This window comes from Nocardia gamkensis NBRC 108242, from assembly GCF_001612985.1.
GTDB classification, from domain to species: domain Bacteria; phylum Actinomycetota; class Actinomycetes; order Mycobacteriales; family Mycobacteriaceae; genus Nocardia; species Nocardia gamkensis.
The window spans coordinates 206424-230649 of sequence record NZ_BDBM01000003.1 but is presented as its reverse complement, the minus strand read 5'-3'; the positions used below and the strand labels follow the sequence as shown (position 1 = coordinate 230649).

14 protein-coding genes and 3 pseudogenes are annotated in these 24226 nt (G+C 63.8%); 14 read left to right on the top strand and 3 right to left on the bottom strand.

Going from position 1 to position 24226, the window contains the following annotated elements; genetic code table 11:
- Positions 1–275 precede the first annotated feature (275 nt).
- Positions 276–1796, top strand: coding sequence for a catalase (locus NG1_RS02600; protein ID WP_062967572.1), 1521 nt, complete (start codon positions 276–278; stop codon positions 1794–1796).
- Between the two features lie 539 nt (positions 1797–2335).
- Here the strand turns inward: NG1_RS02600 and NG1_RS02595 are convergent.
- Positions 2336–3688 (bottom strand): hypothetical protein, encoded by a 1353-nt coding sequence (locus NG1_RS02595; RefSeq protein WP_218018931.1) that lies wholly within the window; start codon positions 3686–3688, stop codon positions 2336–2338.
- A 113-nt stretch (positions 3689–3801) separates the two neighbouring features.
- On the opposite strand from NG1_RS02595, the gene NG1_RS02590 reads away from it, so the two are divergent.
- Positions 3802–4704 carry a helix-turn-helix transcriptional regulator gene (locus NG1_RS02590; RefSeq protein WP_062967568.1) on the top strand — a complete coding sequence of 301 codons (903 nt, stop codon included), beginning with the start codon at positions 3802–3804 and terminating at the stop codon, positions 4702–4704.
- A gap of 563 nt (positions 4705–5267) precedes the next feature.
- Positions 5268–6443 carry an IS30 family transposase gene (locus NG1_RS02585; RefSeq protein ID WP_210749888.1) on the top strand — a complete coding sequence of 392 codons (1176 nt, stop codon included), beginning with the start codon at positions 5268–5270 and terminating at the stop codon, positions 6441–6443.
- Positions 6444–6646: 203 nt separating this feature from the next.
- Here the strand turns inward: NG1_RS02585 and NG1_RS38055 are convergent, their stop codons facing one another.
- Positions 6647–7174: an SDR family NAD(P)-dependent oxidoreductase gene (locus NG1_RS38055; protein ID WP_157113827.1), complete on the bottom strand. Its 528-nt coding sequence runs from the start codon at positions 7172–7174 to the stop codon at positions 6647–6649.
- On the opposite strand from NG1_RS38055, the gene NG1_RS02580 reads away from it, so the two are divergent.
- From NG1_RS02580 to NG1_RS02540, 11 genes and pseudogenes are all read left to right on the top strand, one after another.
- The gene (locus NG1_RS02580) at positions 7058–8206 is read left to right on the top strand and encodes a PucR family transcriptional regulator (RefSeq protein ID WP_501193572.1); all 1149 of its coding nucleotides are present in this window, start codon (positions 7058–7060) and stop codon (positions 8204–8206) included. The genes NG1_RS38055 and NG1_RS02580 overlap by 117 nt on opposite strands.
- A 134-nt stretch (positions 8207–8340) precedes the next feature.
- Positions 8341–10350 (top strand): fatty acid desaturase, encoded by a 2010-nt coding sequence (locus tag NG1_RS02575; protein ID WP_062967562.1) that lies wholly within the window; start codon positions 8341–8343, stop codon positions 10348–10350.
- Between the two features lie 139 nt (positions 10351–10489).
- Positions 10490–11893: an aldehyde dehydrogenase family protein gene (locus NG1_RS02570; protein ID WP_062967560.1), complete on the top strand. Its 1404-nt coding sequence runs from the start codon at positions 10490–10492 to the stop codon at positions 11891–11893.
- A 458-nt stretch (positions 11894–12351) separates the two neighbouring features.
- Positions 12352–14094: an acyl-CoA dehydrogenase family protein gene (locus NG1_RS02565; protein WP_062967763.1), complete on the top strand. Its 1743-nt coding sequence runs from the start codon at positions 12352–12354 to the stop codon at positions 14092–14094.
- A 286-nt stretch (positions 14095–14380) separates the two neighbouring features.
- On the top strand, positions 14381–16552 hold the full coding sequence (locus NG1_RS02560; RefSeq protein ID WP_281218046.1) for an aldehyde dehydrogenase family protein: 2172 nt from the start codon (positions 14381–14383) through the stop codon (positions 16550–16552).
- A 163-nt stretch (positions 16553–16715) separates the two neighbouring features.
- Positions 16716–16893 (top strand): annotated as a pseudogene (locus NG1_RS39200) (IS110 family RNA-guided transposase); the annotation flags it as partial.
- 8 nt (positions 16894–16901) lie between these two features.
- A pseudogene (locus tag NG1_RS38050) lies at positions 16902–17093 on the top strand (IS3 family transposase); the annotation flags it as partial.
- A gap of 1075 nt (positions 17094–18168) precedes the next feature.
- A complete protein-coding gene (locus tag NG1_RS35160) occupies positions 18169–19344 on the top strand; it encodes a PucR family transcriptional regulator (protein WP_157113826.1) in 1176 nt (391 codons plus the stop codon).
- Positions 19345–20207: 863 nt separating this feature from the next.
- A complete protein-coding gene (locus NG1_RS36315; protein WP_063910240.1) occupies positions 20208–21215 on the top strand; it encodes an SAM-dependent methyltransferase in 1008 nt (335 codons plus the stop codon).
- 72 nt (positions 21216–21287) lie between these two features.
- The gene (locus NG1_RS02545) at positions 21288–23078 is read left to right on the top strand and encodes an AMP-dependent synthetase/ligase (protein WP_062967554.1); all 1791 of its coding nucleotides are present in this window, start codon (positions 21288–21290) and stop codon (positions 23076–23078) included.
- Positions 23079–23263: 185 nt separating this feature from the next.
- Positions 23264–23713, top strand: coding sequence for a hypothetical protein (locus tag NG1_RS02540; protein ID WP_157113825.1), 450 nt, complete (start codon positions 23264–23266; stop codon positions 23711–23713).
- Positions 23714–23818: 105 nt separating this feature from the next.
- Here the strand turns inward: NG1_RS02540 and NG1_RS38045 are convergent.
- A pseudogene (locus NG1_RS38045) lies at positions 23819–24088 on the bottom strand (ATP-binding protein); the annotation flags it as partial.
- Positions 24089–24226: the final 138 nt, after the last annotated feature.

Here is a 24226-nt window from a genome sequence, read left to right as displayed (position 1 = left end):
CGTTTCGCCGCCCTTCTCGCGCGCGGCCGCCCCGGTCGGCAGCGGTTTGAGCAGCGGACCCCTGGGAAGTCGATCGACAGGACCGACGGGATGGGGTCGGCATTCGGCCCCGTCGTGGCCGCGCTCCTCGGCAGGCAGGTCGGTTGTAACGCCGATCGGAGAACTTCGGCCGAACCGCCGCAGCCACTTCGCAGCCGGGTATCGCGATCTCGCGCCCCTCGTCCCGACGGTTCCGTCGCCGGCCCTCCGCCCGCGGCTCGTAGGAGAGGAGAGAGATGTCTGTTCCGAACCACACCACCGACGACGCCGGTATCCCGGTTCCCAGCGACGAACACTCGCTGACCGTCGGGCCGGATGGACCGATCCTGCTGCAGGACTGGTATCTGATCGAGAAGATGGCGGCGTTCAATCGGGAACGCGTGCCCGAACGCCAGCCGCACGCGAAGGGCGGCGGTGCGTTCGGCGTCTTCGAGGTCACCAACGACGTGAGCGCCTACACCATGGCCGAGGTGTTCCAGCCAGGGAAGAAGACGGAGATGCTGGCCCGCTTCTCCACCGTCGCCGGTGAGCGTGGCAGCCCCGACACCTGGCGGGATCCGCGCGGGTTCGCCCTGAAGTTCTATACCGAGCAGGGCAACTTCGACATGGTCGCCAACAACACGCCGATCTTCTTCGTTCGCGATCCGATGAAGTTCCAGGACTTCATCCGTTCCCAGAAGCGCCGCGCCGACAACAATCTGCGCGACCACGACATGCAATGGGACTTCTGGACGCTGTCGCCGGAATCCGCGCACCAGGTGACCTGGCTGATGGGCGATCGCGGCATCCCGCGCACGTGGCGGCACATGAACGGTTACTCCAGCCACACCTATATGTGGGTGAACGCCTCGGGCGAACGCTTCTGGGTCAAGTACCACTTCAAGTCCGATCAAGGCATCGAGTTCTTCACCCAGGACGAAGGTGATCAGATGGCGGCGATGGACACCGACTATCACACCCGCGACCTGTGGGAATCGATCGAAGGCGGCGATTTCCCGAGCTGGACGCTGAAGATGCAGATCATGCCGTTCGACGAGGCGCGCGACTACCGGTTCAACCCCTTCGATCTCACCAAGGTGTGGCCGCACGGTGACTATCCGCTGATCGACGTCGGCAAGATGACCCTCGACCGCAATCCGGCGGATTACCACACCGAGATCGAACAGGCGGCATTCGAGCCGAGCAATTCGGTGCCGGGCACCGGCCCGAGCCCGGACAAGATGCTGATGGCACGCTGGTTCTCCTACCCCGACGCGCACCGGTACCGCATCGGCGTCAACTACAAGGAGTTGCCGGTCAATACACCGCACGCCACCACTGTCCGGTCGTACAGCAAGGATGGCGCGCTGCGCCACCACAACCCCGGCGACCCGGTCTACGTGCCGAATTCCAAAGGCGGCCCGCATGCCGACCCCGCGGCGGCGGGTCCGCCGGCGACCTGGCACACCGACGGCGACCTCGTGCGCTCGGCCTACACGCTGCACCGGGACGACGACGATTGGGGTCAGGCCGGAACCTTGGTCCGCGACGTGCTCGACGACGCGGCGCGCCAGCGGCTGGTCGACAACATCGTCGGGCACCTGCTGAACGGTGTCACCGCACCGGTGCTGGAACGCGCCTTCGAGTACTGGCGCAATGTCGACAAGAACCTCGGCGACCGGGTCGAGGCCGGGGTGCGCGCGAAACAGGACGAACGCGACCCCAAGGCAGCCGGCCAAGCCAACCCGGCTCGCTCGTCGGCGCAGGTCAAAGCCTGACGGACACCGCAGGCGGCCGGCTCACGACCGGCCGCTTCTGCCCGCGCCGCGTTATTGTTTCGTTACTTGGTTCGGGAGTGTCCGAGGCGCGCCCTTCGATCGAGTGCGGGAGCATGAGTCCCGGATCCAGTGGACCCAAGCACCGTGGTGTTTCGAATCAATTCGAGGCTCGGTGACATCCCCGTGGCATCGGATGGATCGTACCGGGCCTACCGACGTAGATCGGAGGACCGCAGCATGGCGTTCGAAGCCGATGTTCGACCTGTTCGACGCCCGTCACATCGTTCGTGGCAGGTCATGACAGCCGGGGTTGTCGCCGCCACCGCAGTACTCGCCGCCGCGCCCGCCATCGCGCAGCCATCCCTTCGCGGCGCACCCGATGTCCCGGTAGAAGTCCCCATTCCCGGTGGATTTCGGGGTTTTCCCGAGATTCTGCGATTCACCCCGCCCGCACCCCCGATTCCCCAGATGCCGTTCGGTCGAGCGGTTCCACACCAAGCCTCGATCGCTCCGACGGTTTAGAACTCCATTGCACGCGCTCATGGCGAGTCGCCGATGTTCTCGGCATCCCGCCCCGCTACAGCGGCGGTATCTCCCGCCTCGGCGGCCGGAACGCGAAGATCCGCAGCCGCTTTGCCTTTGGGGAAAGCACGGAGTACGAGTCCGATCCCGCAGCCGACCACGATGGCGAACCCGGCCCATGCCGAACCCGAGACCACGGTGATGGGGCCCCGGTCGCCGAGATGGTGCGGCGAGACCATCGTCCAGTCGAATGATTCGGTGCGAATGGGCGCCACGGTCGACGGCCGCCACAGGATGGCGATCGCCAGGATGCTGCCCGCTGTTCGGGGTTGGATGTAAGCGCAGCAGTACCCCGCGACGACGGCCAGCACGGCCGTGGCGAGGTTGCGCATGCCACCGGCCGGAGCAACGGCGGCCAGCAACGCGACAGCGGCGAGCAATCCGGCGCCGGCCAGCGGGTTCGACCATCGGATTCCGCCGAGGTAGCCCAGCAGGATCAGACCGAGCAGCACCGGCACGCTCCATGCCGGGCGCGGCCCGCTGCCCACCGCGCTGCCGGTGGCGCTGAGCGCGACCGCGAGAAAGATCGTGATCCCGTCCCGGCGCGGCAGCAGCCACGCGGCGACGGTCGTGGCCAGCACGGTGCACACCGCCGTCACGATGAGCCCGATGCTGCCGTCGCCGTGGCGGAAGCGCCACTCCGCGACGGCCAATTCGGTCATCACCAGCACGATCGCGGCGACGACGGGGCTGAGTGGCAATTCCGGGTAGATGGGTTCCGGCGTGAACCGCTGCCGGGTGACCAGCTGGCACGCCAGGATGAGCACGGCGACCGCCGGGAGCAGCCAGAGCGGCTGCGTTCCGAACACCGACCACACGCGCGGTTCGGACGTCGCCCGGTGCGGATTGCCCAGCAGTCCCGACGCCTGCGAGAGCGTGATGACCACGAAGGACCCGGCGCCGCCCACGACGAACCCCATCCCCGGTACGCGGCGGCCGAGCACCGCCACGCCCGTCGCGCCGAGCAGGATCCCGCTGCTGATCGCGTCGAGGTATGCGGTGGTCGTCAGGATGTCGGGCGAGGAGCTGTGCGCTTCGAGGGTGTGCGTGATGAACAGCAGCAGCGTCCCCGCCAGCGCGATCCACCACGCGGTGCGCGGCCGGGCCAGGCTGACCGCGACCACCGCCGTGACCGCAGCGACCAACACCCCGATCGCCGCCTCCCGCGGCACGCTGAGGACCAGCCGGTTCACCTGGTAAGGCGTACAACGGCAGGTTCGCCCGAAGCTGAGCGGCACGACCAGCAGCAGCCCGGCAACCGCCGTGGCCAGGAACGCCGTGACGCCTTCGAGCACCTCACTCCGCCGCACCACTCCACAGGCGTACCCAGCGAAATCGAACCGAACATCGCCGCCCGGCCCGCCTCCGAAACTGGTATTACCAGCACCTGGATACCTGTGGCACGGTACGGGAGGATCTCAGGATGACCGATGTTGTCGACGTCCAGGCGGTCCGCAAGGCCCGGCGTGCCGAACTCGGGGCTTTCCTGAAGTCCCGTCGAGCCCGGATCTCGCCCGAAGACGTAGGACTACCGCCTGGACCGCGCAGACGTACCCCGGGCCTCCGCCGGGAAGAAGTCGCTCAATTGGCCGGGATAGGGATCACGTGGTACACGTGGCTCGAGCAGGGCCGCAGCATCAATGTGAGTGTTCAGGTGTTGAATGCGGTGGCGCGGACGTTGTCGTTGGATGCGGCGGAGAAGGCGCATTTGTATCGGTTGGCGGATGTGCCGACGGTGCCTTCGGTGTCTTCGGGGTCGGCGTTGCCGGAGGAGTTGCAGGTTATTTTGGATCATTTGGAGCCGTTGCCGGGGGTGGTGTTGAGTGCCAGGTATGACGTGTTGGCGCACAACTCTTCGTATGAGGCGTTGTGTCCGGGGTTTGTGGCGGGGGAGCGGAATGTGGCGCGGCGGGTGTTTCTGACTCCGGAGTGCTGCAACGCCTACCGGCATAATTGGGATGATTTGCGCCGGATGGTGGGGTATCTGCGGGGTGCGTATGCGAAGAACCTGGGGGATCCGCAGTGGGAGGGGTTCATTGCGGAGTTGTGTGCGGAGAGTGAGAGTTTCGCGTCGTTGTGGGCGTTGAATGATGTGGCGGTGCCGGTGAGTCGGACGAAGGCGGTGCGGAATTTGGCGGTGGGGGAGTTGGAGATGTTTTTGACGAGTATGTCGTTGCCGTCGGTGCCGCATGCGTGGATGCAGGTGTATACGCCGGTCGATGAGGTGGCGTGGGGGAAGTTGCGGGAGTTGTTGGCGATGAGTCCGGAGGAGCGGTCGCGTCCGTGGGCGGAGCATCGCGAGTTGTACCACGCTGCGGCGGGGTGAGGGCCATGGTTGATTTGGTGCCGTGAGCGATGATTGCGGCGCATGGGTGCATCGAACGCATGCTCGGTCAGTGGAAAGTAGCGTCTGTAGAAGTGCGGTGGGGTTGTAGCTCGGTAGCCGGAGACTTCAGGGATCCGGCTCGTCGGTGTGGTCTGCCTGGAGTTGCTGGTGAGAGGTTTGGACCGCGGGAAATGGCTCAACCGTGCACGCGACTTGTCTCGGAACGGTGGAGGCGGATACCGGGTACGAACCACCAGCTACCGCGATACGGGTATGAAACAGCATGGAGCCACCTCTTTTTCGTGACCTTTCTGCTGATTCTCCTGACATCTATTGAAGCGCACCTTTGTTGCTTCGCGCCACCCTGCGTGTTCGCAGGCAACAGAAGTCGTGCCGGTTGTCACCTACTTCAGGAGACGTTGGCACTCGGTGTGCCGGTGGCAGGAGCAGGGCGGATGTCCTGTGATCGGTAGGGTTGTCGCGTCCGGCTGAATACTGACCCTCTGGTTCCGCTTGGGTTCAAGATCTTGTCGCAACACTCCTGCTAGAAGATGGGTGTGCGAGTGGTTAGGACGCGTGGCGCGAAGCGACGATTGGTGTTGGAGGCGCAGTACTGGGAGTTGATCCTTTCCGGTGTCGGTCCGGTCGAGGCAGCGAAGCGCGTCGGGATCGGTCGCAAAACCGGTTACCGGTGGTGGCAGGAGAACGGCGGACTACCTCCCTCGCGGATCTCCGGCGAGGTTCGCTCGGACCGGTACCTGAGCTTGCTCGAACGTCAACGCATCGCCACTCTGCGAGAACGTGGACTCTCGATCCGTGAGGTCGCGCGCCGGCTCGGCAGGGCCGCTTCAACGGTCAGCCGCGAAGTACGCCGCAACACCTACGGTCACGACCGCGGCCGTTACGACGCCGACCTCGCGCACGCCAGGGCCGCCCACCGTGCTCGCCGGCGCCGCCCGGGCCGGCTGCTGACCGATCCTCAGTTGCGGGCCGTCGTCCAGGCCAAGCTGGAACTGGACTGGAGCCCCCAGCAGATCAGCGTCTGGCTGCGCCGCGAATACCCGGCGCAGCCGGGCTGGCATGTCAGCCACGAAACGATCTACCAAGCTCTCTACAACGCCGAAAAGTCCGGGTTGTCCAGGGCTTTGACCAAGCGTGTGCGGACTCGGCGCTCCCTGCGACGCAGGCGTCGCCGCGCAGAGGTCCGGTCGGTTCGTTTCATCACCCCGTCGAACCTGATCGAGGCCCGCCCCACCATCGTCGATCAACGCACCCGCATCGGCGACTGGGAAGGCGATCTCATCGTCGGCGCCCGGAACGGCTCGGCCATCGCCACGTTGGTCGATCGCCGCAGCCGATTCGTGCGGCTGGTCCACCTACCCGACGGACGCAACGCAGAAGCCTTCGCAGCCGCAGCTCTCGGAATGCTGACCACAGTCCCCGCGCAAGCCAGACTGACCTTGACCTGGGACCAAGGCTCCGAGATGGCCCGCCATGATCTACTGGCCGACCTCTTCGCAGAGGGAATCTACTTCGCTCATCCCGGATCGCCATGGATGCGCGCCACCAACGAGAACACGAACGGGCTCCTGCGTCAGTACTTTCCGAAGACCACCGATCTGTCCCTGCACAGCGTCGAAGACCTCCGGCAGGCCGAGCATCGAATCAATACCCGACCGCGCAGAGTCCTTGGGTGGCGAACCGCAGCAGAACTCTTCGAGTCTGAACTGGCAGGATGAAATCCGTTCACGTGTTGCGACGATGACTCGAAACCGCCCTTGAACCCAAGCGAACAAGCCGGGTCACGATTCGACCGACGTTGACAGGCCACCTCGAGGCGACCCAGCGTTCGTGGGCACAATCAAGGCACACCCCTCCTGGCCAGCTCGGCCGTGGTGTCGGGAGTCAGGGGGCGCTGAGTTGGTAGGGGATAGGGATCACCTCATGTGCAGGTCCTTGTATAGCGGCGATGTGCGCGTTGGGCGTCCGGTACTCCCGCGTTATCGACGAGGATCGTTGGTAGACAGAGAGCCTCGGTCACCTGGTCGATGCAGTGCACGGTCGCGTCGTGGTCGGTGACATCCAGAGAAATCCCGACGGTGCGACCGCCGCGCGTCTCGATTTGGCTCACCACCTCGTTGATGCGATCCAGTCGACGCCCCGTCACCGCAACGCCGGCACTGGCTCCTGCGAGGAAACGCTCCGTTGCTGCGTCGATCGTGAACGGTCGGCTGTAGCAGTCGGTCGAGGTTAGTGTGCAGATATGAACGCCCAAGAGCCGGCTCACAGTGCGGCGGTCGGAAGGGATATCGCTGCGTCTCTGCTGGCGAATGTGTCCAGCCTGGCTGACGACATGCTGAGGTATTTGGTCGAGCGGATACCGGAGGTCGGTGGGGATGCCGAGCTTCGCGGCCTGACGTTGGGATCGTGCTCGTCGAATCTCGAAGCGGTACTTTCGATGGTTCGTCATGGGATTGATGTCGCGGCTGCGGAGGCGCCGGTAACGGCGCTCGAACACGCGCGAGCAATGGCATCACGGGGGCACAGCGTGGATGTGATGCTGCGGTTCTATCGGTTGGGTCATGAGTACTTCACCGAAAAGCTTTCCGAATCGCTCACCGAATGGATCGACGATCCCGCTGTCGCGTTGAGGACGTTCATCGATCTCGAGCGGTACGGATTTCGATACATCGACCGCATCTCCAGTCTGGTGGCTGCTGAGTACGTCGCTGAACTCGACCGACGCCAGAACCAGGCACGAGCCGAGCGCGCCGATGTCGTGCGGGCACTGCTCGCTGGTGAACGTGTCGACATCGCTCGGGCCGAACGTGTGCTCGGCCACCGGCTCACCGGTCGGCAGATCGGTTTCGTGTGCTGGGTCGACGACCGCGGCGTCGACCTCGAGGGATTCGCCAGGAAGGTTGGCAGGTTTCTCGGGGCTGGTCACTCGCTCGTCGTGGCGGCCGGCCCACTCGTGGTGTGGGGATGGGCATCGATCACGGGGGAGGCGAGGACTTCGCTCACGGGCATGGCGACCTGGTCCGGCGAACGCGAAAACGTTCACATCGCGGTGGGCTCGCCCCATCCGGGAGCCGCCGGCTTCCGCACCTCCCACCTCGAGGCGCTCCGCACACGCCGGGTCATCGAACTGTCCGGGCGCGGGGCGCCATCGATCACCCAGTTCAGCGATGTCGCGCTGGTGGATGCCATCTCGCGCGACCTGGATGCGGCGAGGGCCTTCGTCGCCGCTCAGCTCGGCGCACTCGCACGGGACGGCGAGAAAGAGCGCGGCGAGCGTGCCGCACTCCTGGCTGTGCTCGACGCGCAGGGGAGTCTGGCGACCGCAGCACGCACGTTGGGAATCCACCGGAACACGGTCCTGCAAAGGGTGCGTCGTGCCGAAGAGCGCAGGGGCCGGCCAGCGACCGTCAAGATCGCCGAACTGCATGCCGCCCTCCTCGTCTGCGACGTGCTGGGGGCCTCGGTGCTGCGCGAGTCTTAGCCGCACTGACGGAGCCCAAGCGCGTCGGAATGTGCTTGCAGCACACCGGAGAGGGCTGAGATGGCCTTGTTGACCGATAGCGGCCGTTTATAGGTTGTGAGGCATCTCATCCCGAAGCGCGAAGGAGGAGTCCGATGTCGACGGCGACTCGAGACCCCCAACCCCCAGCAGCCGCCTCGCAGCACGCCTTGCCTGATCCGGGCGAGCGGGTTCCTACGCTGTCCTGGCCGATAGTCGGCATCTTCACAGGTGCTCTTGCGGTTTTCGGCGCGTCGACCTGGGCCGCGCTCACCGACGTTTTGCCTGCGATCGCCACCATCGCCGCGAGCTCCGCGGCAATCTTCGTCCTGTTCACCGTGTTGCACGACGCCTCGCATTACTCGATCAGCTCCCGTCGCTGGGTGAACGTCGCCTTCGGTCGCGTGGCAATGTTTTTCGTCTCGCCTCTGATCTCATTCAAGTCGTTCGCGTTCATCCATATCGAGCACCACCGCAACACCAATGACGGTGAGTTCGATCCCGATCACTTCGTCAGCGCCGCGCCCTGGTGGCAGCTGCCTATCCGCTTCCCGGCAATGGACCTGCCATATATCGGTTTCTTGGTGCGTAACCTGCGCCGGCGACCACGCGCCGAGGTTTTCGAAACGGCGGCGTTGATGACCTTCTCCCTGACGGTCATCGTGGCGGCCGCGCTCACCGGACATCTGTGGACGCTCGCGGTGATCTACCTGGTTCCCGGGCGGGTGGCGATGTTCGTGCTCGCGTGGTGGTTCGACTGGCTACCCCATCACGACCTGGAGGACACGCAACGCGAGAACCGCTATCGCGCAACCCGCAACCGCGTCGGCTCGGAGTGGATCCTGACTCCCCTGCTGTTGTCGCAGAACTACCATCTTGTCCACCACTTGCACCCCTCCATCCCCTTCTACCGCTATGTCGCGGCTTGGCGACGCAATGAGGAGGCGTACCTCGAGCGCGACTCGGCGGTAAGCACCGTCTTCGGGCAGCAGCTCGACGCCGCGCAGTACCGCGAGTGGAAACGCCTCAACGGCAAACTAGCCGCACTGCTCCCGGTCCGAATGCCGCGTTCCTCCGCCGCTCGCCATGCCAGCACCCACCCGATCCCTGTCAAAAGCGTCGAGCCCCTGACTCCCGACAGCGTCAAAGTGACTTTCGACGTTCCCGATTACCTTCGCGACCAGTTCCAATTCCAGGCGGGCCAACATCTGACCGTTCGACACCGCATCGGTGGGCAGGAGGTGCGGCGAAACTACTCGATCTGCACCTCGGCCACCTCGGGAGATCTGGCGATCGGGGTGCGGCACATCGCGGGTGGGATTTTCTCGAGTTTCGCGGTCGAAACGCTGCGAGCCGGTGACGTCCTGGAGCTGATGACACCCACGGGTAGCTTCGGCGCACCCCTCGATCCACTCGCCCGGCGCGATTATGTCGCGGTAGCGGCAGGCAGCGGCATCACGCCCATCCTGTCGATCATGCGCACCACGATGGACATCGAGACCGAGAGCCGCTTCACCCTCTTCTACGGCAACCGAACCGCAGAGTCGACCATGTTCGCCACCGAACTCGATGAGCTCGAATCTCGATATGCCGACCGGTTACGCATCGTCCACATCCGCTCCGCCGAGGCGCGCCACCCCGTCTCTCTTCGTGGCCGTATCGACTCGACGATGGTTCAGCGGCTGCTCGCCAGCGACCTCACTTCGATCGACCGGTGGTTCCTGTGCGGCCCGCACGATCTCGTCACGATAATGCGCGATGACCTCGCATCCGTAGGGGTGCCGACCGAGCGGATAAACCTCGAGCTGTTCCGCGCCACGAACCGGCACACACACGTCGATGACTTCCGCAACTCCGAAGTGACCATCACCCTGTCCGGCGCGGATCACACCGTGGAACTCGGCGCGGGTGAGACCGTTCTCGAATCCGCGCTGAAGAACAACATCGATGCGCCGTATGCCTGTCTCGGCGGCGCGTGTGGCACGTGCAAAGCCAGAATCACCGCAGGATCGGTATCGATGGAGCAGAATTTCGCACTCGCCACAGCCGAGGTCGAGGCCGGTTTCATCCTGACCTGTCAATCCCATCCCACCACCCCAACGGTCGCAGTCGACTACGACAGCTGAGGGACCTCACTCATTCCGGTCAACGACGCACTTTGCACGACAAACACTTTCGTGCCAGCGCCGCAGGCACGGAACTCCTACTTGAACACGGCCTGATTCCGTCGCCGGAGACGCGACGGAACTTCTCAGAGGTAATGAGATGTCTACACCGACTACCGCACCAGCGGTCTCCAATTTGCCCGACATCCCCGATGTGGTGATACGGGTTCGCCGCGAGTTCGCCTCGGGCCGGACTCGAGACCGCGCTTGGCGTGAGGAGCAACTCCGGAACGTGATCCGGCTGCTGGATGAGCAGGAGGATCAGATCGCGGCCGCGCTGGCTGATGATCTCGGACGCAGCAGGGCCGAAACCTGGTTCGGCGATATATCGACAACCAGGGGTGAGGCCGTGTTCGCTCTGAAACACTTGCGCCGGTGGATGCGTCGGCGTCGGCAGCCGTTGCCGCTGGTGCAGCGTCCGGGTTCGGCCTGGGTGCAGTACGAGCCGCTCGGCGTCGTTCTGGTCATCGGCGCGTGGAATTATCCGGTTTACCTGACTCTTTCGCCGCTGGTGGCGGCACTCGCCGCAGGCAACTGCGCGGTGCTCAAGCCGTCCGAGCTGGCGCCGGTCACGTCGGCCCTGCTGGCTCGGCTGGTTCCGGAGTATCTGGACTCCGAGGCGGTCGTCGTGGTTGAGGGCGACGCCCCGGTCACCCAAGAGTTGCTGGCGCAGGGTTTCGACCACGTACTGTTCACCGGCGGCACCGAAATCGGAAAGAAGATCATGGCTGCGGCCGCGCCGACGCTGACACCGGTGACCCTGGAACTCGGCGGTAAAAGCCCGGTGATCGTGACCGCCGACGCCGACCTGGATGTCGCGGCCCGCCGGATCGCCTGGATCAAGTGCGGGAACTCGGGGCAGACGTGCATCGCGCCCGACTACGTGCTGGCCGATCACCGTATCCGGGATCGGCTGGTGGACAAGGTTGTCTCGGCGATCGAGCTGTTCGAGCGGGAGGGCAACGCAGACGGCCGCCGGATCGTCAACGAGCGCCAATTCGCTCGACTGGTGGCCTATCTCGCGCAGACGCGTGGCACGATCGTGCTGGGTGGACGGGTCAGCGAGGCGTCGTTGTCGATCGAGCCGACCGTGATCGTCGATCCGGATCCCGCTGATGCGGTTATGCAGGAGGAGATCTTCGGACCTATCCTGCCGGTGCTGTCGTACGAAAGCCTCGACGGTGCGATCTCGTTCGTGAACTCGCGACCGAAACCGCTTGCGGGGTACTACTTTACGAAATCGACGGTGGTGGGCGAGCGCCTGGTGGACGAGATCCCGTCCGGCGGTGCGGTGATCAACCATGTCGCCATGCACTGCCTGGTGCCGCAGTTGCCGTTCGGCGGTGTCGGCGCCAGTGGTATGGGCGCGTACCACGGCCAGTGGGGCTTCGAAGCGCTCAGTCACCGGAAAGCGGTGTTGCGCAGGACCTTCCATCCGGATCTGCAGTTGATATATCCCCCGTACAGCGAGCGGACGCTGCAAATACTGCGCAAGATCTTCTAGTTACTTGCCTTGAAAATTCGCAGCTGGGAAGGATTGTCCGAGATTCCGACACGACTTCGACGTTGTTCATCAACGAGATCGGACAGTCGGTACAGGCGCTTACGACAGTTCAATCAGTTTCGTCTTCGGAGCATGTGATCGTGCGTGTTGATTACGTCAGTATGGTCGGGCCGACAGCGGTGGCCCTGGAACCGGGGGTTCGTTCGTGCTCGAACTGGTGAAAATCCTCGCGCCGCTGTTCGGGCTGGTGCTGTCTCCGCTCCTGATACCCGCAGCGGTAGAAGTCGCTGGGCGTGTGCGGAACAGGCGACAAAAGTGAAAGCACGATGACCGCCTACCGTCGCGAGACCCATCGGTTCGATCCCGCCGACGACCGGATGACCTCGGTCGACCGAACGCGGTCCTGAAAGAAAAGGTTTCCATGAGTTTCGATTACGACGTGAAAGGACACACTGATGATGTCAGCATGCGACGAGTTGTTGCTCAATCCGGTGAAGTATGATCCGGAGCATTTCGATCCGCAGACGCGGCGGCTGCTGCGTGCGACGATCGACTGGTTCGAACACCGCGGCAAGCAGCGGCTGATCCAGGACTATCACGGCAAGGTCTTCTACGCGGATTTTCTGACGTTCGTCGCGAAGGAGGGCCTGTTCGCGAAGTTCCTGACCCCGGCGCGGGACGGCGCCGGCGATCCGGACAAGCGGTGGGACACCGCGCGGGTGGCGGCGCTTTCGGAGATTCTGGGCTTCTACGGTTTCAACTATTGGTATCCGTGGCAGGTCACCGTGCTCGGGCTGGGCCCGGTGTGGCAGAGCGACAACGACGCCGCTCGCGCCCGGGCGGCGCGCGCCCTTGCCGATGGCGGTGTCGCGGCGTTCGGCCTCTCGGAGAAGGAACACGGCGCCGACATCTACTCCACCGACATGGTCTTGACCCCCGACGGTGCCGGTGGGTTTCGCGCGAGTGGGTCGAAGTACTACATCGGCAACGGCAACTGTGCCAGCACCGTGTCGGTGTTCGGGCGCGTGGCCGGAATCGAGGGCCCCGAACAGTACGTGTTCTTCTACGCTGACTCCGGGCACCCGAACTTCCACGTGGTCAAGAACATCGTCCCGTCGCAGATATTCGTCGCCGAGTTCACCCTGCAGGATTACCCGGTCACCGCGCGGGACATCCTGCACACCGGCCAGGATGCGTTCAATGCGGCGCTGAACACGGTCAACATCGGCAAGTTCAACCTGTGCTTCGGTGGGATCGGCGCGGCGACCCACGCCCTGTACGAAACGATCACCCACGCGCACAACCGGATTCTATACGGGCACCGCGTCACCGACTTCCCGCACGTGCGCCGCGAGTTCGTCGACGCCTACGCCCGACTCATCGGGATGCGGCTGTTCGCCGACCGTGCGGTGGACTACTTCCGCTCCGCAAACCCCGGCGACCGCCGGTATCTGCTGTTCAACCCGATCACCAAGATGAAAGTGACCACCGAGGCGCAGAAGGTGATCGGGCTGCTGTCGGATGTCGTGGCCGCCAAGGGGTTCGAGAAGGACCAGTATCTGCTGCTCGCGAAGATGGACATCGACGGGCTGCCTAAACTCGAGGGCACGGTCGCGGTGAACCTGGCGCTGATCGCGAAATTCATGCCTGCCTACCTGTTCGACCCCCAGCCCTATCCGTCAGTGCCGACCCGGCTCGATGCCGCCGACGACGAGTTCCTGTTTCGCCAGGGACCCGCCCGCGGACTGGCGACGGTCCGGTTCCACGACTGGCGCGCGGTATACGCCGCATCGGCCGCCATCCCGAACGTGTCCCGCTTCACTGCACAGGCCGAAGCCCTGGTCACTTTGCTCAGCGAGGCCGCCCCGAATGCCGACCAGCAGGGCGATCTCGACTTCGGGCTCGCCCTGACCGAACTGTTCACGCTGGTCGTGTACGGGCAGCTGATCCTGGAACAAGCCGAGATCGCCGGCGTCGACGCCGACCTGGTGGACCAGATTTTCGACGTACTGGTCCGCGACTTCAACGCTGCGGCAGTCGGATTGCACGACAAACCCTCCACCACCGAGGCTCAGCAGCAGCTCACTCTGGCAGCAATCGGCAGACCCGTCGCTGACGTGGAGCGGTTCGACCGCATCTGGCAGCGTGTCGCCGCGCTGTCCGGCACCTACGAGATGAACCAAGGACCCCACCAAGGCTGACACGCGTCTCGCGGCGCCGCGCACCCAGCCGAAGGTTATGGCAGAAGTCCGAGGAATGACCGGAACCGTGCGAACCAATTGGTCCCGGCCGGCGCCCTCACCCCATTCCCTAGCCGCTCGGCATACAGCCAACCCACCAGCCCGTAGGGGGTACATATGCCTGCTCCGTCCACCGCCACGTTCATGCGGCTCGCCGACCTGATCGCCATCCCGGACGCAGTCACTCGTCCGACCCGACCGGTGATAGAAGCGTTCACCGGAAAGCGGTGCTGACTACGAATTCGGCATCGAGATGGGTAGCCTCATATCGGAGGAGCAGGTCAAAGCCGTGGCTCGTCACGTCGACGACGCCGTGGCCAAGGGTGCCACCGTGATCGTCGGCGGCAAGGTCCGCCCCGACCTCGGCCCGTTGTTCTACGAGCCGACCGTGCTCACCGACGTTCCCGCCGACGCCGAATGCTACCGCGACGAGACCTTCGGACCGCTCGTCTCGGTCTACCCGGTCGCAGGCGTCGACGAGGTCGTCGAGCGGGCCAACGACACCGAGTATGGCCTAAATGCCAGCGTATGGGCGGCCACCCCCCGGGCATCTCGCCGACAAGTGCGGAGGATCTCGTGCCCTGCGTGCTGCTGCCGTGCCGCACGCCATTCTCACCACCGTCGACTGATTGTTAGGAAAGCCGCCATGACGCCTGACTATGACGTGCTCATTATCGGTTCGGGATTCGGAGGTAGCGTCAGCGCCCTCCGGCTCACCGAGAAAGGTTACCGGGTCGGAGTCTTGGAGGCCGGCCCGCGGTATTCCGACGCCGACTTCGCCAAGACCTCGTGGGACTTGCGACGGTTCTTATGGGCGCCCAAATTCGGCATGTACGGCATCCAGCGGATCCACCTGCTGCGCAACGTGATGATCCTGGCCGGCGCCGGCGTCGGCGGCGGTTCCCTGAATTACGCCAACACGCTGTACATTCCGCCGGACCCCTTCTTCAACGACCCACAGTGGAAGAACATCACCGACTGGCGAGCCGAACTGATGCCGCACTATGAGCAGGCACAGCGCATGCTCGGTGTGGTCAGGAACCCGACGTTCACCGACGCCGACCGGATCGTCAAGGAGGTCGCGGACGACATGGGCTGCGGCGACACCTTCGTCGCGACGCCGGTCGGCGTGTTCTTCGGGCCCGACGGCGAGAAGACTCCGGGCAAGACCGTGCCGGACCCCTACTTCGGTGGTGCAGGCCCGGCGCGTACCGGCTGCATCGAATGCGGCGAGTGCATGACCGGCTGCCGGCACGGCGCCAAGAACACCCTGGTGAAGAACTACCTGGCTCTGGCCGAACACGCTGGGGCCCATGTACTTCCATTGACCACGGTGACCAGCTTCCAGCAGCGCGGCGACGGTCTGTGGGAGGTGGCCACCCGTCGCACCAACGGTCGGATGCGGCGCGGCAAGCGTACCTTCACCGCCAAGTACCTGATCCTCGCGGCGGGCACGTACAACACCCAGCGGCTGCTGTTCAAGATGCGTGACACCGGGAGGCTCCGTGACGTGTCCGCGCGGCTGGGCATGTTGACCCGCACCAACTCCGAGTCGATCGTAGGCGCTCAAACCCTCACGGTGTCAACAAATCTGGATCTCACTCGCGGGGTGTCCATCACCTCGTCGATCCACCCGACGCCGGATACCCACATTGAACCGGTCCGGTATGGCAAGGGCTCCAACGCGATGGGCATGCTGCAGACGCTGATGACCGATGGCGCAGGCCCGCAGGGCACTGACGTACCGCGGTGGCGCCAATTTCTGGGCCAGAGCCGCGCCCGGCCGGCTCTGCTGCTGAATACGCTCATCCCGAAACGGTGGAGCGAGCGCACGGTGATCACCCTGGTGATGCAGCACCTGGACAACTCGATCACCACGTTCACCAAGCGCGGGCCAGGTGGCATCCGGATCATGTCCTCGAAGCGGGGCCACGGCGAGCCCAACCCGACCTGGATTCCGGTCGGCAACGAGGCGACCCGGCGGATGGCCGAGAAAGTCGGCGGCATCGCCGTTGGCAGCTGGGGCGAGCTGTTCAACGTCCCGCTGACCGCACACTTCCTCGGCGGTGCGGTGATCGGCGACAGTGCCGAGACCGGCGTCATCGATCCGTACCACCGGGTGTACGACTACCCGACCCTCTACGTCACCGACGGTGCCGCCATTTCCGCGAATCTCGGTGTGAATCCCGCGCTTTCGATCGCGGCGCAGGCCGAGCGAGCGGCGTCGCTATGGCCCAACAAGGGGCAGGAAGACGTGCGGCCAGCCCAAGGACAGCCTTACAAACAGCTCGCACCGATTCAGCCAGAACACCCCGCGGTACCCGCCATTGCTCCAGGTGCACTGACATCACATCAATTTGGACGTCGGGCTCAGCTGCCCCGTAGCGTGCCGCAGGAGACCGGGACGGTTGACTCGTGAACCGTCTGCCGCCTTGCGGTTGACTTGCCCGTGATGTGTCCACCTGCTCGGTCTCCGTTCACGGTCTGACTCGACAGAGGTGTGACGACAAGCTGCTGCGAGAGGTTCTTGAAGTCGACATGTCGGCCGGGGATTCCCCACCCGGCAAAGACGAGGAACCGAGATGATGCTGATCGGCGTCGATCCGCACAAGTCCACCCACACCGCCACCACTGTCGACCCCGCGACGAACTCCGACCGGCTCGATCCATATCGATGCCAGCTTCCCTGGCTATCGGAAGCTGCTGGCCTGGGCCCGGCAGTGGCCCAAACGCACCTGGGCGGTGGAGAACGCCGAAGGTTCGACCTGTGGACGGCCAACCGGCGCGTGTACGGGATGCGCAAACTCTGGCGCGCTGCCTGCCGCGCCGGCCACAACTTGGGCCGCGACCAGGTCGCGCGGCTGATGCGGCTGGCCGGGATCGACGGGGTCGTGCGTGGGCGGCGCACTACGATCACCACCGAACGCGACCGCGACCGGCCCGCGCGGCACCCGGACCTGGCGGGCGCAGCTTGCCGCATCGCGCACAGGGTTCGTTGCGGCCGGGATCGTGGTTGTAGCAGCTGCGACAGATCGGGCCTACGGGCCGGGTGGCGGTCGGGAAACCGGGTTCACCGCAGCGGCAGCACACCACGCGACGGTCCCGATCCGAGCACCACTTGCACAGCCGCCCTTCGGCAGTGAACCCGTCGAACTTGCGGGCCGTCTTCCCGCCCCCGACGCAACGCAGGAGTACAACGTGATAGCCGCGGTCGGCGAGCTTGTGGGCGACGCGGTTGAACACGGTGGGAAACGCAGGATCGGGCGCGTGGAAGGCGCCGGGATGAGCCGCGAGGTGCTCATCGAGCACACGACCACCCTGTGGAGACCACCCCAGACCGGCCCGCAGAACCTGTTCGGTCTCGTCATCGTCGATGCGGGATCGACTCGTGTGCGCAAGTGCTGCGCCAGCCGGGCCATGCGCTCGCGCAGATGCCACCGGTACCCCAGTGCTCTTGCCATGCACGACCACCCTGCCCGCCGCTGGGAACCGGAAACCCTGCGCCTGCAGCTGTTCTCACTCCCAGCCCCATCACCAGCCACGCCCGAGGCGTTTGGCTGCGCCTGCCACGGCACGCCCCGCACACCCACCTGGCCACCACCACGATCGGTCGCCTGCAACCCGGCTGACCAGCCTCAACCGCCCCCACAAGACGAAAGGACGAATCACTCCGGGCCCGTGGAACCCGGCAGCCAACCCGCTGACCGGGCCATCCCCGGTTGCCCGCCCCCTGCCGGTGGGCAGCAAAAACCCAATCCGAACCCGATCACGCCGGACCGAAAGCCCGGCGAAAGATCGAGGTTAATACCGACCGCTTTGTACTGTGTGTTCTCACTATCGTACGGCTACATCTTTGTTCGATCGAGGTAAACGTAAGTTCCACTTTTGGGATGTGGGCACTGCTTCGCTAGACTAATTTTCGCCAGCGCCCCGTCGATGCGGCCGGTAATTTGTCACATCATTGGATGATAGCAAACAACTCCTATCGCAGATGATCGGCGTAAGGAGTGGTCAGAATGGCAATATGGAGTGCGGATGCAACGACGTCGATCGAACGAAAGTGTGCGTGACGAGACAGTCGCATTCTTGACGAAGAATGGCACTACGACTATCGAGCAATCTCTGTCCGGCGCTGATGCAGAGGTTGAGTCGCACGCACTATTGCCAGTGGAATTACGCAAGGCCAGCGGCGAATGTCTACGCGCCATATTTTTTGGAGCCATTTCCACATTCGAACGAGGGGCAAAATTCGAAGAGTGTGACCTTGCGCCATTACGCGAGGTCGCCGGCATGTACGCGAACTCCGGATTCTCGAGCGCGGAAGTGCTGAGAGCGCCGAGCGCCGGCATCAGGCGCGGAATGCAATACATATTTTCGGAGTGTAACACCCATCTGGTTGCCGGTATCATAGAATTCAATGCTTTTTCACGCAAAGCGGTCCCGAGCTTCAACCACATGATGATCGCCTCGTATCATGAGACGTTGCTAGCCAGTGGAAAGATGTGTTCTCCGCATGAACTAGCAGGTCAAGCACTGACGCAAGGCGGCATAGCCGACTCCATCTTGGCGAGTTTAGGCATGTCCGACTGCCGTTTCTACACCGTCCTGGTTTGCGCACCTTATGACAGCAATGCAATACGCGGGAATGGGCTGAGTTTACGCCGTGTCGGGAATGTACTGGAACGAGCCGGAATTCTATGGACACTGACCGAAGAGCGTCTGATACTACTTGTACCGAACACTATCGACAAATCAGCGGCCGATGCACTACATCGGCAGGTAGCCGACGGAAGCAATTTCCCACTGGCATCCGCTTTAGCGTCACCAGTGTCGATGAATGATATTCCTGACGCAGTGAAGGATTGCGTGGACACGATTTCAACTATACTCCGCCTGAAGCATCCCCCCGGATGTTACGATACAAGGCACCTATTATTCGACAGGCTAATTCTCAGTGCCGACCCGGGAATGCGCAGGAAAGCAGCGGACTTGATGCAAGAAGTTGTCTCTAAAACTAAGCTTGCCGACACTCTCGCGGGATGGATCGAGCACGGCGGGAATCGTGCCAAGACAGCCAGAATACTGGATATTCACCCGAGAACCCTGGATTACCGACTCCGCAGCATTCGCTCTCTTACCGGCCTCGACCCTACCGATCCTTCCTACATGCCGCTGTACCGTTGTGCATCAATCTCTTGGCTGGCGGGTTGAGGCACGATGGTTTCGTTGCATTGTTGGATCGTCAGCGGTCGTAGCGCGGCACGCGACGACGTGCCGACTGAGCTGTTCGCTGCGAAACCATGGTTGCTGGGCGAGAACTGGCGCCATGACACGTCTAAAGCCATGTCAGGCAACGTTCGGTAGGTAGTCCGGGTGTCGGATCTTGGATTCGACGGCGAAGTCGCGGACGAGGCCTTGCGTGCGGGCCGCGCCCGCCGACGTAGGTGTCGATCGCGTCGACCTTGTCGCCGTGACGCAGGTTCAAGGCACCGAACACGTGCCGGACGCCCTGAGTGCACTGGTAGATCGGCGCGTAGTCGGCGCGGTCGGTGGGTGGTGAACCAGCCACGGCCGGCTGATGCTGCGTCGACCATCGCCACCATCCGCCCGCTGCATCCGGATCGGCTGCTTGCTCCGGCCAGCGATCTGCGCCAGCGCGCGACCCTCCTCCGCGGTCATTGCCCTGACGAAGACATCCGGCTTCCGAGCCACCGCCAGGAGCATCACCGGACACCGGCCTATGATCAACCCGCCACCCGGGTGGCTCATCTATCCTGGCCCACACCTTCTCCTCGCGCTTCGGCCGCGGCATGTCTCGGTCGTCGGAAATTGCCTTGTCAGCGGCTCGGACCTGGGTTGGCCGTTATGGTTACTGTAGGTCTGAGAGTAGGGCTGGTCGGTCGGTTCGTGTTCACCGATCACGACAACTCGGGTACATGATTTTGCCTCGATAGAGCATTCGAATTCACTCGAACGTGAACTACTGTTGGATACAGTGAATTTCCGATTCTAGCCACGCCCGGGATCGGACTAATAGTAGCGGATTCGATAACTGAGATATCGGAGATGTGGTTATGAAAAGCGATGCAATAGGAGATATTCGTACAGGTGTGTGTGCGAACCTCTACAATGCCTATTTGACTGCGAACGCAATCTCTGCCGCTTGGGAGCTAGGCCTGCTGGATGCCATCCGTGAGGGCCCGGTTGGACTCGACGAGTTCTGCGGCCAACAGTCGCTCGATGCTGGTATTGTTGAAGAGATCGCCCGTGCGTTGCTGGTCAGCGATATCGTGACTGTCACGATGGACCCGACGACTATATCCGCCGGTCCCAACTTTGCGGAAATATACCAGGTAAAGGGAATATTCTTTTGGGCGACCAAGGGCAGCAGTTCAGTGTTCGTGCACGCCGCGACAATTGCCAGAAGTGGCTGGTCCGAAGAACCCGCCCTGGCGCGCGATCCGTCCGCGATTGCGAAGGGTTGCGCAGATATCGGGCGCCTGTTCATCGATCCTGCCTTCCACCGAATCGTTGGTCGTGCGAATCCGCGCAATATTGTTGATCTGGGCTGTGGTCGCGCTACCCGACTCATTGACCTGCTGATCTTGGACAGCACACGGCGGGGCCTTGGCATAGAATTATCCGCAGGTGCGTTAGCCGACGCTCGAGTAGCTGTCCAGGACGCCGGCCTTGCAGACCGCATCGATCTTCTCCAGGGCGATGCACGTAGTTTGGACCCAGATCCGCGGTTGGCCGATGCCGATACCATCATTTCTTATCTGACCGGCCACGACCTCTGGCCGTTTCAGAATTGCATCGGCGCACTGGATCGGTTGCGTGAACTCGCGCCCCGAGCGCGCAACTTCTACCTTGTGGACACTTATCGCACAGCGAATCCGTGGACCGACCGACCGCCCCTGTTCACGCTCGGCTTCGAACTGGCCCACCAGCTGATGGATACGTACATACCGACCCGCGAGGAGTGGCTGGCGGCGTTCGACGCTAGTGCATGGAGGTGCGTAGGCACGCATGAACTCGCCATGCCGCCCAACACCGCTCTGTTCAACCTCGTGCCGCGATGAATATGACTTGGGAAATTAGCCCGTGTGCTCGATTGGGGGCGGGCCGCCTCGGCCGGCGGAGCAGGAGAAACCATGTCGGATAGCCCCGCACCCAAGACACTCGTGGAAGCCTTCCAGGCAAGCGCGTTGCAGGACCCGGATGCGATCGCGGTGCGCACGCTAGGGGGAGAGCTCAGCATCAGCTGGCGCGAATACGCCGCCAGGATTGGTGCCATCGCCGGTGGGTTCGCTGCGCTGGGTGTGCGCCGTGGTGACACGGTTGCCCTGATGATGACCAACCGACCGGAATTCCATCTCGTGGATACGGCCGCCTACCATCTCGGCGCCATCCCGTTCTCGATCTACAACACCTCGTCGGCCGACCAGATCGCGTTCGTGCTGAGCAGCGCCGAGCCGCGTGTCGTTGTTTGCGAAGCACAATTCGTCCCGGTGCTGCGGCGCGCCGCGCGGGGCAGCAGCGTCGAGCACGTGATCTGTGTCGATGGCAATCCGCCGAACACGTCCGCCCTCGCGCTCCTCGAGTCGGAGCAACCGGCCGACTTCGATTTCGACGCAGCGTGGCGAGCAGTTCGCCCCGACGACGTGCTCACGCTCATCTATACCTCCGGAACCACCGGTGATCCCAAGGCCGTGCAGATCACACACGCGAACATGCTCGCCGAGCTGACCGCAACCAATCGGATCATGCAGGCGAAGTTCGGCGACTCGGTGGTCTCGTTCCTGCCATCGGCGCATATCGCCGACCGATATGGCTGCCACTATCTCAACGCTTATGTCGGTGTCGAGATCACTACCATCGCCGACCGCCAACAGCTCCTGCCCGCGTTGGTCGAGGTGCAACCCACGCTGTTCAGCGCGGTACCGCAGATGTGGACCAAGATGCGGGCCGGGATCGAAGCGATGATCTCAGCGGAGCCGGATGAGGGCCGGCGGCAGGGAATTCGTAACGCGATCATGCTGGGCGAGAACTACGTGCGCGCCAAGCAAGCGGCTAGCGTGACCACTGAGCAGGAGCAGACGTACAAGGCGCTGGATGAGAAGGTGTTCGCGCCGATGCGAGCCAGGCTGGGTCTGGCACGGGCCCGGTTCGTACAGACCGGAGCTGCACCAGCACCCGAGGACCTCATCGTGTTCTTCAATGCCATCGGCGTGCCGCTCGTCGACGTCTGGGGAATGTCGGAGTTGAGCTGTTTCGCGACGATGACTCCGGAAGGTGAGTTGCGGCTCGGCACCATAGGCAAGGCGCTACCAGGGGTCGAGATCACAACGGCCGACGATGGCGAGCTGTGGGTCCGCGGTCCGATCGTCATGAAGGGGTACCTGGGCCGTCCGGACCTCACCAGCGAGACGATCGATGCCGATGGCTGGTTGCATACCGGTGATATCGGAACCATCGATCCCAACGGTTATGTTCGGATCATCGATCGAAAGAAAGAACTGATCATCAATGCCTATGGCAAGAACATGTCGCCGGCGAATATCGAGAAGGCGGTCAAGGCGGGCAGCGCGCTGATCGGTCAAGCCGTCGCGATCGGCAACGACCGGTCCTACAACGTGGCGCTGGTGGTCTTGGACCAGGACGCGGCCGCCCAGTACGCCGCCGCGCGCGGAATCCCGGCCGACCCCGCGGTATTGGCCGAAGACGACCAGGTGCAAGCGCTCGTCCGGTCGTCGGTCGAGAACGGCAACGCCAAATTGAGCCGCACCGAGCAGATCAAGAAATTCCGAGTCCTGCCCACGTTCTGGGAGCCGGGTTCGGACGTGCTGACCCACACGCTGAAACTGCGCCGCCGACCGATCGAAGCTCGGTACGAGGCCGAGATCGAGGCGCTCTACGCATCGGCCGCGCAGGTATCGGCGTAGCAGTCGGCCGGTCCGGGGCAGTGGCCATGCAGTCGCCGACCGGCTACCGAATCAGCGACTCCGGCATCGCCTACGCTCGGAGCGGGAGTGGGGGACCACTGCTGCTCATCCCTGGGATCGGTAGCAGTCGGCGCGCGTGGGACGACCTGTTGGTGGACGCCGCCCGGCATCGAGAGACCATAGCTGTGGATCTGCCCGGATTCGGGCTTTCACCCGTCCGCGACGGCACGGTGTCGGTCGAGGACTACGCGACGTGCTCTCGGGCCTCCTGGTTCAACTCGGCATCGAATGCGCGCATATCGCAGGGGGCATTCGTTCGGCGGTGCGCTTGCCTTGGAACTCGGTCGCGTGGCATGGCTCGGTCCGTTGTCGCGTTCGCGCCGATCGGCTTCTGGGGAGCGGCCGGTGCGGTGTGGTCACAGTCCGCGTTGCGGCCGGAGAACGCCGCGAGTCGCCTCTTGTTGCCGGCGCTCGTTGCCATCTCGGCGGGACGGCTCGCGCCAGGGGCGCTGTTCTACGGGCCGGCGCAACTGGAGCCGCGGCAGATCATCGAGGATGCCGAGACCTTTCGCAGCGCACGGGCGTTCGACCAGCTATGCGACAGATTCGGCGACTACGTGTTTACCGCGGCTTAGCGACTGGAGGGCCGGAAGGGTGGCGGGCAACCGTACGGCGGCCGGAAATCGTCCCCGCAGGTGGCCGGCTATTTCCCCACCGAGGTCAGCGCAGTGGCTTCTCCGCTGCCCGGTGGTGGCTTGGGCGAGTCGGTAGCTGTCGCGGTCGGTGACGACGACGTGCGGGTGGTGCAGGAGCCGGTCGACCGTGGCGGCGGCGAGGGTTTTCGGTGTGATCTCGTAGAATCCGGAGGGGTGCAGGTTCGAAGTGACGGCCAAGGCGCGTCGTTCGTAGGCCGGGTCGACGAGCCGGAATAACCCCTCGGCGGCATCTGGTGAGACAGGGAGCAGGCCGATGTCGTCGACGACACCGGCTCGTAGAGTGGCAGATGCTGCGGTCACCTGCATCACGAACCGACGTGGGGGAACGCAGGCCTGGTCGACCACGGACCGGGAGCAGATCGGTGTGTTCACGAGTCGGTGTAGCCTCGCCGCTGCTTGGACTGTGTCAGGGCAGCGGTTCGAGATCGAGTG